We start from the raw sequence: 8,925 nt of genomic DNA on the forward strand, positions 1-8,925 counted from the left end.
TCAAATCCCCAGATAGCCGGCGATGCGAAGATGCCGGCGCACCACGTCGACGAATTGCGGATCGCGCTTCGCCGCCCATACCGCCGCGGCCTGTCCCATCACTCCCAGCAGGATTCCGGCGATCCACAGCCGCAGACCGAGACCGACTGCTGCCGCCAGCGTGCCGTTAAGGATGGCGACTGCGCGCGGCGCACCGCCAAGCAGGATCGGTTCGGTCAAGGCGCGATGCACCGGCACACTGAAGCCAAGGATCGGTTCGGATGCCTCCATCACACCAGCACTCCGCCGCCGAAGGAGAAGAACGACAGAAAGAAGGAGCTTGCCGCGAATGCGATCGACAGACCGAACACGATCTGGATCAGTCGCCGGAAGCCGCCTGACGTATCGCCAAAGGCCAATGAGAGGCCCGTGACGATGATGATGATAACGGCGAGGATCTTGGCGACGGGCCCTTCGACCGATTGCAAGATCTGGTTTAGTGGCTGTTCCCACGGCATGTTCGAACCGGCCGCCCAGGCTGGAACTGAAGCTAGAGCGATGGTGCAGGTGATTGCCGCCGTTGCGGCACAGCGATGGATACGACGAAGTTCTTGGGTCATGGTTGATCTCCGGCAGCGTGAAGGACGTAGTCGCCATCGGAGCCAAGCCCCTCGACGCGGGCGAGTTCGGCGAGACGCCGATTGGACCCGCGGCCGGCCAGTACGGCGATGAATTGAATGGTCTCTGCGATGAGCGCGCGCGGGACGGTGACGACCGCTTCCTGGATCAATTGCTCCATCCTGCGGAGCGCGCCCAGCGCTGAGCCGGCATGAATGGTGCCGACCCCGCCCGGATGCCCAGTACCCCACGCCTTCAGCAGGTCGAGCGCCTCTGCACCACGCACCTCGCCGATTGGGATGCGATCCGGCCGCAACCGCAGCGAAGAGCGCACCAGATCGGAAAGCGAGGCAACGCCGTCCTTGGTACGCAGCGCAACGAGGTTGGGCGCCTTGCATTGGAGTTCGCGGGTGTCCTCGATCAGCACGACGCGATCGGTGGTTTTTGCGACCTCCGCCAGCAGCGCGTTGGTGAGTGTGGTCTTGCCGGTCGAGGTGCCGCCGGCCACCAGAATATTGCGGCGATCGGCCACGGCCGCACGCAAGGTCGCGGCCTGCCCCGAGCGCATGATGCCTGCCGCGACGTAGTCATTCAGGGTGAAGACCGCGACGGCGGGCTTGCGGATTGCAAACGCAGGCGCCGCCACGACTGGCGGAAGCAGGCCCTCAAACCGCTCGCCCGTTTCGGGCAACTCGGCGGAAACTCGCGGTGAACCGGGATGCACCTCGGCGCCGACATGATGCGCAGCGAGGCGCACGATGCGTTCGCCATCGCTTGGCGACAAACGTTCGCCGGTGTCGACCAGACCGCCCGCCAGCCGATCGATCCAGAGCCGGCCGTCGGGATTGAGCATGACCTCGACGACCCCGGGGTCTTCCAGGAAGAGCGCGATGGCTGGACCGAGCGCGGTGCGTAGCATGCGCGCGCCACGTGAGGTCGCTTCCTGATTGAGATGGTGAATTGCCACTTGCGTCCCCAGCATGGCCAGCGAGTTGCGGTCGTGATGTCGGGGATGAGTAGAAGAGGCAGGAAGTGCGATCGCGCAACAAGATCAGAGCAGGCGTAGTGCTGTGGCGTAGAAAGGCAGGGCGACGGCGGGATCGTCTACGAGGAGCTATCTGTTCGATCCGTCACACCGTCCTTCGGAATCACGTCTTGGGATAATTCCTGGGCCAGGCTTTGGCCCTTGGCCAACCGCCGTCCGAGCGCCTTGACAAATCCCTCATAGCGCTCGCGGCCTTTGGCCTGGGCGGCTGGCTGTGCCGTATCCGGCAGCGGTGGCGTGACCGAGAGCCAGAAGCGCACGAAGAGCGCCAATGCTTCGTTCGAGATGGTGAGATGACGCTCCAACCGTTCAACCTGCCGCGTCAGGCGATCAAGCCTGCGGCCGAGCGCCGCCTCCATCCGCTCCGAGTTATCTGGCGATAGATATGACGAGAGTGCCGTTTCGACGACCAGCGCCTGCGCCACACGCTTGCGGTCGGCGTAGTCGGCGAGTTGACTGGCGAGATCCGGTGGCAGGCGAAAGGTATGCTTGGTTCGCATCGCTGCTCTCAGAGTTGCATGCCATCGCCGGGATCCATTGCGACCTGTCGCGCGAAACCGCGGGCTTGCTGGCGCAACACACGAGCGCGTACGGCATCATCATCGGAATCGTCCTCCCCGAAGGTGAACTCCGGCTCTGCCTTCGCGTGCTCCGCCATGATCTCCTCATGTTGAGGAAGTTCTGGTTCGCGACGGATGCCGCCATTCGCGGGATCGTCGATTTGCGTCTCGCCGGAGGAGCTGACTTGCCGGCCAGCGCTGGCAGCGGGAACCGGCAATAAGCTCCAATCATCGACCGAGGGAGTACCACCTCGCTCAGTCGCAGCAGGGGGCGCCAGCACACGCTCGGTCAATCGCGGATCTTCAAAATATCGAGCCTTCTTGGCGCGGATCGGGGGGACGCCTGAGACCAACACCAGTTCATCGTCGGGCGGTAGCTGCATAACCTCGCCGGGCGTTAGCAGGGGTCGCGCCGTCTCCTGTCGTGAGACCATCAAATGGCCGAGCCACGGGCTGAGCCTGTGGCCGGCGTAGTTCTTCATCGCCCGCATCTCGGTCGCAGTCCCCAACGCGTCCGAGACGCGTTTTGCGGTGCGCTCGTCATTGGTGGCAAAGGAAACACGCACATGACAGTTGTCGAGGATGGCGTTGTTCGGCCCGTAAGCCTTCTCGATCTGATTGAGCGACTGGGCGATCAGGAAGCTCTTGAGGCCATAACCGGCGATGAATGCCAACGCCGACTCGAAGAAATCGAGCCGGCCGAGCGCCGGAAACTCGTCGAGCATCAGCAGCAACCGATGACGGCGTCCCTTCGCGTGCAGATCTTCTGTCAGACGCCGGCCGATCTGATTGAGGATCAGACGCACGAGTGGCTTGGTCCGGCTAATGTCGGATGGCGGCACGACCAGGTAAAGGGTCACAGGCCGGTCACCCTCGACCAGATCGCGGATGCGCCAGTCGCAGTGGCGGGTCACTTTCGCGACGACGGGGTCGCGATAGAGTCCGAGGAACGACATTGCGGTTGAAAGCACCCCCGACCGCTCATTCTCACTCTTATTGAGAAGTTCCCGTGCGGCCGATGCGATAACCGGGTGCGGCCCGGCTTCTCCAAGATGCGCCGTCGTCATCATGGCCCGAAGTGTGGTCTCGATCGGTTGCCTCGGATCGGAGAGAAAGCCGGCAACACCCGCTAGCGTCTTGTCCGGTTCGGCATAGAGGACGTGGAGAATAGCGCCGACCAACAAGGCGTGGCTGGTTTTCTCCCAATGGTTGCGCCGTTCAAGCGATCCCTCGGGGTCCACCAGGACATCGGCGACGTTCTGGACGTCGCGTACCTCCCATTCCCCGCGCCTCACTTCCAGTAACGGATTGTACGCCGCTGACTTCGTGTTGGTCGGGTCGAACAGCAGCACGCGACCGTGTCGGGCGCGGAAACCCGATGTCAGAGTCCAGTTCTCACCCTTGATGTCGTGCACGATGCAACTGCCCGGCCATGTCAACAGGGTCGGCACCACCAAGCCGACACCCTTGCCGGACCGGGTCGGCGCGAAGCACAGCACATGTTCCGGGCCGTCGTGGCGCAGGTAGTTGTGATCGAGCCGGCCGAGCACGACGCCATCAGATGCGGTGAGACCGGCCACACGAGTTTCTGGTCCTGTCGCCCAGCGAGCCGAGCCGTAGGTGGCCGCGATCTTGGCTTCACGTGCCCGCCATACCGACATGCCGATCGCGGCCGCGATCGAGATGAAGCCGCCTGAAGCGGCGACGTAGGCACCTTCGACAAAGACTCGCGGAGCATAGGCGTCGTAGGCGTACCACCACCAGAAGAAGGCCGGCGGGAGGTAGACCGGCACGCCTGGCACGAGTTCGAACCATGGCTGTCCGAGCTGTGGTTGGTAGCCGAGTTTCCACGCCACCCATTGCGTGGCCGCCCACATGGTCATCAGTACGACCGTGAAGACAACGATAATCTGGCCCCAGAGAATCTTGGTCGCGGACATGGCAACCAAGGATCAAGTGCTATCAACCGTGATAGACAAGAGCTCCATCCTGCCGGGCGTGCAGGTGGCGTCTGCAGCGTACAATTTGGGCAACGAGTTGCGGCTCTCAATGCCCGTAGCACACATGGAACAATTGGGGCTACGATCCAATCGCAATCCATTCGGGCGCCGGGTCAAATCAAGTTTAGAAACATGGCTTGAATCTTGAATGTGAATATCCGGCGCGTGATCGTCGGTAAAAAGTGAGGGCGTCATGAGTATCGGCGTATTACGCGGAACCGTCGTCGCCTTGGCCTCAGCGGTGGTCATCTCGGTATCGCCGCTCGCCGCCGAGCCCGTGGCACTACGCGGCTACAACGCCGCGATCGGCGAAACCTCGATATCCGGCATATCATCCGGCGCGTTTATGGCAGTCCAGTTTGCCACCGCCTGGTCTTCGCTGGTCAAGGGCGTAGGCGTGATCGCAGGTGGGCCGTTCTGGTGCGCCAAGGCTGACGCCGACGATTTCATCAATGGCTACATGCTGCCGGTCATGACCGCGACAGGCTCATGTATGACCGGCCCGCCTTCGGACCTGGACATTTTTCTCGCGAAGGCCGCCGCTAAAGCGGCGTCCGGTGACATCGATTCCCTGCAGAACCTGAGTCGCCAAAAAATCTATATCTTTCATGGCTATAACGACGCCGTGGTAGCCAAGTCGGTGACCGACGCGACTGCTGATTTCTATCGCCACTATCTGGGCGATACCAACCACGGCAACCTGTACTACCAGACTGCCGTCGGTGCCGGACATTCGTTGGTCGTTCTGCAAGATCCGCACGTCAGTGGCCTCAACGACTGCAAAGACAACGACGTCCCGTATATTGACCAGTGCGGTTATGACCAGGCTGGAATCGTCCTGCAGCACATTTACGGTACGTTGAACCCACCCAATCGAGGTCAGCTCACTGGAACGATGATGCGTTTCGACCAGTCTGTTTACACCAAGCCGGACGACACCGGTCCGTTAAGCCTCGGCGATGCCGGCTATGTTTTCGTCCCTAAGGACTGCGCGGAAGGTGGCGCGTGCCGCGTCCATATCGCTCTCCACGGATGCAAACAGGACGTCGGCGATATCGGCCAACGTTTCATTGACGACACCGGGTACAATCCTTGGGCTGATACGAACCATCTCATCATCCTCTATCCGCAGACCGCGGCGAGTCCGTATTTACCGTCTAATCCGCAAGCATGTTGGGACTGGTGGAGTTACGTCAATCACGGGGACAGCTATGTCACGAAATCGGGATCCCAGATCAAAGCGATCAAGGCCATGCTGGACGCCCTCACCGCACGCGCGACACCTATGCCTGCCACCACGATGCCGCCCGGGGTGACGCCGAATGCGCTCACGGTCATCGACACTTCGGACACCACAGCAGATCTCGTCTGGATCCCGTTAGGGGGAACGACAATCTACCACGTCTGGCGCGCTGGCGCGGACGGTCCGTTCGCCGTCGTGGGCGATGTTGCGGGCCCCAGTTTCGGCGACTCCAGCCTGACGCCCCAGTCGACTTATCGTTGGCACGTCACGGCCGTCGTAAACGGAGTTGAGGGGCCAGTCTCCGTCGATGCCGCGGCCACTACTCGACCTACTCCTGGGCCTTGCGACGTTCCAGGCACGTGCCCAATTGGCAAATGAAAAGACCCAAGCCGCGGTTCGGCCAAATCACAAATCAACAGGCCCTAGAGGCCTAGCCCGCGCTTTCGGCCAAAGCTCCAATCGACCTTGCCGCCGGGCATCATGACACCGGAAACTTGGCGACCGAGTTGCTGCTCCAAGGCCGGGCGCCAGGGCACGAGCTGAAAGCCGAGCCCGTCGTCGATCATCGCGAACCGCCCCGAACTCAAGGCGACGCGCCGTCGATAGATGCCGGCGACGTGCTCATCCTTCGTCGACGGCCGATACGGGAGCCCGGTTTCCGCGGCAATCCTGTGAGCTGCTCCGCCCAGGTCGCGTCGCCGCAGCGTCTCCAACAGATCGCGTGCGAAGATGATTCTCTGACCTTGGCGGCGCGCAAAACCCTCCCCGGCAAGATGTTCGATCCGGCGATCCATGGCTTCTTGAACCTCTGCGCCAAATCCATTGCCACTGAAGGTCGCGTCTTTTGTCAGGAGTTGGCGATCAAGCCAGGTCGCGCCTGCGGCGCTGATCTGCTCCTGCAAGGTAAAGTCCGACCGCGTCGCCAGCGAAAGCCGCTTTCTCCCATTTGCATCATCGTAGATACGTGCTTCGACGATCGCGCCAACTTTGGCGTCGCCGGTTGTCAATCGGCGTTCAAATTTGACCCCGCATCGGCGTCCAATTTTGACCCCTTTGGGCGACGGGTTTTGGCGGTAGCGCTCGCGCCGTCGGAGCTGGTCGGGGTTGCGGAGACGGTGCGAGCGCGGGTTGCGTGATCGTCGTCGCGGCTCTTGAAGCGCCAACTGTCGTTGCCGGTCTCGACGATATCGCAATGGTGAGTCAGACGATCGAGCAGCGCGGTGGTCATCTTTGCGTCGCCAAATACGCTGGGCCATTCCCCGAAGGATAGGTTGGTGGTGACGACGATCGACGTGCGCTCGTAGAGCCGGCTGACGAGATGGAACAGTAGCTGGCCGCCGGATTGAGCAAACGGAAGGTAGCCGAGTTCGTCGAGGACAATGAAGTCCATCCGGGTCAGATGCTCGGCGATGCGACCCTGCCGTCCATTGCGGGTCTCGATCTCCAGGCGATTGACGAGGTCGACTACGTTGTAGAAGCGGCCGCGGGCACCAGATCGGATGCAGCTTCTGGCGATGGCGATGGCCATATGTGTTTTGCCGGTGCCGGTACCGCCGACCAGGACGGCGTTACGTTGCTGGGCGATGAAGCCGCCGCCGGCGAGATCATTGACCAGCGTCTGGTTGATAGGAGTGCCCTCGAACTGGAAGTCCTCAAGGTCCTTGGCCAGCGGCAGTTTGGCGATGGTGAGCTGGTACTTGATCGAGCGCGCCTGCTTCTCGTTGATCTCGGCGTTGAGCAGGTCGCCGACAATGCGTTGAGGTTCGTGCTGGCGTTTGACAGCGGTCGCCATGATCTCATCGAAGGCGGCCTTCATGCCGTAGAGCTTGAGCTCGCTCATGAGGTCGAACAGTTGAGTACGTTCCATCAGATGGTTCTCCTGAGGTTGTCGTAACGGGCACAGTCGGCGATCGGGGCATGGCGCAATGTCAGCGCAGCCGGGGTGAGGATGTTGGCCGGTGGCGCAGGATCACGCTGGCGGGCCAGGATGTTGAGCACGACATCGGCGGAATGAACGCCGTGAGTGATCGCCTCGGCGCAGGCGGCTTCGACGGCCGGCAAGCCGTCGGTCAGAACTGCGTTGAGGATGTCGACCATCTGCCGATTGCCATCGTCGGCGCTGGCGAGCTTGCGCCGTACACGTTCGATCGCGGCCGGCAGTACCCAGTCCTTGAAGGGAGCGCCGTTGCGCAAGGCACCGGGTTTGCGAGCCAGCACCGGCACGTAATGCCAGGGATCGTAGACGGTATCGCCGCGGCCGAACGAGCGAGCATGCTCGGCAACGATGCGCCCGTCCTGGCGGATCACAATGCGGTCGGCGTAGGCGTGAACCTCGACAGGCCGCCCGACAGCGCTGGCCGTGACCGAGTATTTGTTGTTGTCGAAACGCACCAGACAGGTCTTCGAGACCGACGCCGGCACCGCGTGGAATCCGTCGAACCGGCCGGCATAGGGAACGAGCTTCGGTCGCTCAGCTTCGAACACCTCCCAGACCGTCTGTTCGATCAGTTCCGGATGCCGGTGCGCTTTGGCGTAGGCGATGCACTTGTCCAACAGCCACGCGTTCAACTCGTTGAGGGTTTTGAACCGCAGCCGTGGCGTGAAGAAGCGCTCCCGGACAAGTCCGACCTGGTTCTCGACCTGACCCTTCTCCCAGCCCGACGCTGGCGTGCAGGCAACCGGATCGACCAGGTAGTGGCTGCACATCTGCATGAAGCGGCGATTGTAGAGACGCCCTTTGCCGACGAAGATGGTCTCCACCGCCGTCTTCATGTTGTCGTAGATGCCGCGTCCGCAGGTGCCCTTGAACAGAGCAAATGCCCGGTCGTGGGCGTCGAACACCATCTCCTGTGTCTCGCGCGGATAGCACCGCACAAACAGCATCCGGCTGTGACAGAGCCGGACATGGGCGGCCTTCACGATCACCGTTACGCCATTGAGCAGGACGACCTCGTGGCTCCAGTCGAACTGATAGGCTTCCCCAGGCGCAAAGCTCAGCGGGACATAGGCTGCAGCCGTCGATTGCCCACGCTCTTGGCTCCACCGCCTGGCGTAACGCCGAACGGTATCGTAACCGCCATCATAGCCGCGCCCGCGCAGCTCTTCGAAGATCCGGATCAACGTCAACTGTTCGCGAGCAGCCTTAGCTGCGTTCCCCGCAAGCAATCCGTCGAGCTCCGCTGCCCATCGTCCCAGCTTCGGCCGCGGTTGGACAACACGCTCGTACTCGAATGAGGTCTCTCCCGACCTCAGCACCTTCCGGACCGTGTTCCGCGACACCTTCAGGTCCCGGGCGATCTCCTTGATCGTCTTGCCCTTGATGAAGTGTTCGCGCCGTATCCGGGCAATTGTCTCCACGACCAGCATCCCCGACCACCTGCTTCATTACAAAGCAGGCAGCGCAACAGACCAACCTGTAGGGGGTCAATTTTGGACGCCGATCCCCCGGCTTAGGGGGTCAATATTGCAGGCCGAATGACA

General features: G+C 61.9%; 8 protein-coding genes and 1 pseudogene. 1 reads left to right on the forward strand and 8 read right to left on the reverse strand.

Annotation, left to right across the window (positions count from 1 at the left end):
• The 5 genes from UP09_RS05880 to UP09_RS05900 all read right to left on the reverse strand — a co-directional run bounded on the left by UP09_RS05880 (position 1) and on the right by UP09_RS05900 (position 4,142).
• Positions 1-270, reverse strand: coding sequence for a VirB3 family type IV secretion system protein (locus UP09_RS05880; RefSeq protein WP_044537084.1), 270 nt, complete (start codon positions 268-270; stop codon positions 1-3).
• Positions 270-599: a TrbC/VirB2 family type IV secretion system protein gene (locus tag UP09_RS05885; protein ID WP_044537085.1), complete on the reverse strand. Its 330-nt coding sequence runs from the start codon at positions 597-599 to the stop codon at positions 270-272. Before UP09_RS05885 ends, UP09_RS05880 begins: the two co-directional genes overlap by 1 nt.
• Positions 596-1,579, reverse strand: coding sequence for a P-type conjugative transfer ATPase TrbB (gene trbB, locus UP09_RS05890; protein WP_044537086.1), 984 nt, complete (start codon positions 1,577-1,579; stop codon positions 596-598). The genes UP09_RS05885 and trbB overlap by 4 nt, the downstream gene beginning before the upstream one ends.
• A 122-nt stretch (positions 1,580-1,701) precedes the next feature.
• On the reverse strand, positions 1,702-2,142 hold the full coding sequence (locus tag UP09_RS05895; protein WP_044537087.1) for a hypothetical protein: 441 nt from the start codon (positions 2,140-2,142) through the stop codon (positions 1,702-1,704).
• A gap of 8 nt (positions 2,143-2,150) precedes the next feature.
• The gene (locus tag UP09_RS05900) at positions 2,151-4,142 is read right to left on the reverse strand and encodes a conjugal transfer protein TraG (protein WP_044537088.1); all 1,992 of its coding nucleotides are present in this window, start codon (positions 4,140-4,142) and stop codon (positions 2,151-2,153) included.
• Between the two features lie 253 nt (positions 4,143-4,395).
• Here UP09_RS05900 and UP09_RS05905 point away from each other — a divergent pair, with 253 nt between their 5' ends.
• Complete coding sequence (locus UP09_RS05905) at positions 4,396-5,823, forward strand: extracellular catalytic domain type 2 short-chain-length polyhydroxyalkanoate depolymerase (protein ID WP_052832980.1); 1,428 nt, start codon at positions 4,396-4,398, stop codon at positions 5,821-5,823.
• Between the two features lie 44 nt (positions 5,824-5,867).
• Here UP09_RS05905 and UP09_RS05910 read toward each other — a convergent pair whose 3' ends face one another.
• The 3 genes and pseudogenes from UP09_RS05910 to istA all read right to left on the reverse strand — a co-directional run bounded on the left by UP09_RS05910 (position 5,868) and on the right by istA (position 8,811).
• Positions 5,868-6,452 (reverse strand): DUF3363 domain-containing protein, encoded by a 585-nt coding sequence (locus UP09_RS05910; RefSeq protein WP_502689029.1) that lies wholly within the window; start codon positions 6,450-6,452, stop codon positions 5,868-5,870.
• Positions 6,449-7,312, reverse strand: coding sequence for an IS21-like element helper ATPase IstB (istB, locus tag UP09_RS05915; RefSeq protein ID WP_044536175.1), 864 nt, complete (start codon positions 7,310-7,312; stop codon positions 6,449-6,451). Before istB ends, UP09_RS05910 begins: the two co-directional genes overlap by 4 nt.
• Positions 7,242-8,811, reverse strand: a pseudogene (istA, locus tag UP09_RS05920) (IS21 family transposase). Before istA ends, istB begins: the two are co-directional and overlap by 71 nt.
• Positions 8,812-8,925: the final 114 nt, after the last annotated feature.

The organism is Bradyrhizobium sp. LTSP885, from assembly GCF_000938305.1.
GTDB lineage: Bacteria > Pseudomonadota > Alphaproteobacteria > Rhizobiales > Xanthobacteraceae > Bradyrhizobium.

Excerpts from the sequence above, each read along its gene's own strand:
- UP09_RS05905 (WP_052832980.1), top strand. The coding sequence starts at position 4,396 with ATGAGTATCGGCGTATTACGCGGAACCGTCGTCGCCTTGGCCTCAGCG.
- UP09_RS05895 (WP_044537087.1), bottom strand. The coding sequence starts at position 2,142 with ATGCGAACCAAGCATACCTTTCGCCTGCCACCGGATCTCGCCAGTCAA.
- trbB (WP_044537086.1), bottom strand. The coding sequence starts at position 1,579 with ATGCTGGGGACGCAAGTGGCAATTCACCATCTCAATCAGGAAGCGACC.
- istB (WP_044536175.1), bottom strand. The coding sequence starts at position 7,312 with ATGGAACGTACTCAACTGTTCGACCTCATGAGCGAGCTCAAGCTCTAC.
- UP09_RS05900 (WP_044537088.1), bottom strand. The coding sequence starts at position 4,142 with ATGTCCGCGACCAAGATTCTCTGGGGCCAGATTATCGTTGTCTTCACG.
- UP09_RS05880 (WP_044537084.1), bottom strand. The coding sequence starts at position 270 with ATGGAGGCATCCGAACCGATCCTTGGCTTCAGTGTGCCGGTGCATCGC.
- UP09_RS05885 (WP_044537085.1), bottom strand. The coding sequence starts at position 599 with ATGACCCAAGAACTTCGTCGTATCCATCGCTGTGCCGCAACGGCGGCA.